The 1,669-nt window shown below is 48.9% G+C and carries 2 protein-coding genes; both read left to right on the top strand.

The features are described 5' to 3' along the window. The first annotated feature begins 75 nt into the window (after positions 1–75). Positions 76–402 (top strand): transposase, encoded by a 327-nt coding sequence (locus ACFPXP_RS02390; RefSeq protein WP_379892027.1) that lies wholly within the window; start codon positions 76–78, stop codon positions 400–402. A gap of 568 nt (positions 403–970) precedes the next feature. Continuing rightward, a complete protein-coding gene (locus tag ACFPXP_RS02385; protein WP_379892025.1) occupies positions 971–1,576 on the top strand; it encodes a transposase in 606 nt (201 codons plus the stop codon). Positions 1,577–1,669: the final 93 nt, after the last annotated feature.

The following is a 1,669-nucleotide window of genomic DNA, read 5'->3' as shown; positions in this document are numbered from 1 at the left end:
CTATTTAGCCCCCAAATGAACTTGGACAGTACACCCCTTATTCCGATAGAATGAAATCAGTCGGAGGGGAACGCATTGGAAAGAAAACGGTATGATCTGAACTTTAAGAAAATGGTTGTAGCCAAGGGGCAAGAGATCGGCAATATGACGGCAGTAGCAAGGCAGCATGATCTTGATCCGAAGATGGTGCTGCGCTGGGCGAGAGAATTGAAGCGCAAGGATCTTGACGAATTGGATGGCGCTGCTTTGAAGCAAGCTGCGTTCGTTCCTACAGCCGCCGATTATGCGGCCTTGGAGAAGGAGCACGAGAAGCTCAAGAAGCTCTATGCAGAGCAGGCGCTGGAGAGAGAAATCCTCCGTGACCTGTTAAAAAAAACGAACCCACACTTGCGGATAAAATAGAGATTTCCCAGAAATATATCATGCAGGGCCATTCAATCAGTCTTGTGCTGCGCATCCTGGAAGTGGAGCGTTCCACGTATTATGCACATGTGAATCGCCCGAATCAGCAACCTGAGCGAATCCACAGGAGCGGTCGCTCCGCGCCTGGTTATTCATATACGCAAGACTACAAGCGCATTAGCGATGAGCAAATCTGTGAGTGGATCATGGAACTGTTGGCCGACGAGTACACGTCTGTCTACGGATACCGCAAGCTGACAAAGATGCTGGGGCGCCAGCACCACCTTGTGATTANTGTGAATCGCCCGAATCAGCAACCTGAGCGAATCCACAGGAGCGGTCGCTCCGCGCCTGGTTATTCATATACGCAAGACTACAAGCGCATTAGCGATGAGCAAATCTGTGAGTGGATCATGGAACTGTTGGCCGACGAGTACACGTCTGTCTACGGATACCGCAAGCTGACAAAGATGCTGAGGCGCCAGCACCACCTTGTGATTAAACACATGACACATTGACAAAGTTCACTGGTGGATACAAGAAGAAAGTCTATCGACTATGCAAGAAGATGAATGTTCTTCGCCCTCAGCGGAAGCTCAAGATTAAGCATCCTAAACGGCTCGCAAATAACAAAGTCATTACCGGTTCCAATCAACTGTGGGAGACGGATATTAAGTATGGTTGGGTCGAAGGCGAACAGCGCTTCTTCTTCCTGATGAGTATCATCGATGTGTTCGATCGAGCCATTGTTGCCTATCATCATGGCCTGTCCTGCGAGGCTAAGGATCTGGTTCAAATCATGCAGGAGGCACTGATGAAGCGCCAGCTCTTTGACAAGGCGAATCGGCCAATTATTCGATCGGACAACGGTCCACAGTTCATTAGCCATCGGTTTGCGGAGGCTTGTGAACAGTTTGGAATTGTCCACGAGTGGATACCGCCTAAGACGCCGAATAAGAACGCCCACATCGAGTCTTTTCACTCCATCCTTGAATCGGAGTGTTACCAGCGCCACGATTTTGAGAGCTACCAACAGGCGTATGAGATCGTTAGCGGTTTTATCCACAACTACAATCGCAATCGCATCCATGGAAGCATCTATGATATGTCGCCGTACGAATACATGGAAGCTATCCGGCAAGGCAACGTAACACCCAAAGAAATCAGGGTATGAGGCATAATCATCATAAACGATGAAAAATCGAGCGATTCTATGCAATCAATCGAATAAGAGGTGCAGTGTCCGATATTAGGGGGTTAAGCCGAC

The sequence above is a fragment of the Marinicrinis lubricantis genome (assembly GCF_042658665.1).
Taxonomy (GTDB): Bacteria; Bacillota; Bacilli; order Paenibacillales; family KCTC-33676; genus Marinicrinis; species Marinicrinis lubricantis.
The sequence above is the reverse complement of the archived record's forward strand: the minus strand, read 5'-3'. Positions and strand labels throughout refer to the sequence as shown.

Coding starts and splice junctions, on each gene's coding strand:
- ACFPXP_RS02385 (WP_379892025.1), top strand. CDS start 971: ATGAATGTTCTTCGCCCTCAGCGGAAGCTCAAGATTAAGCATCCTAAA.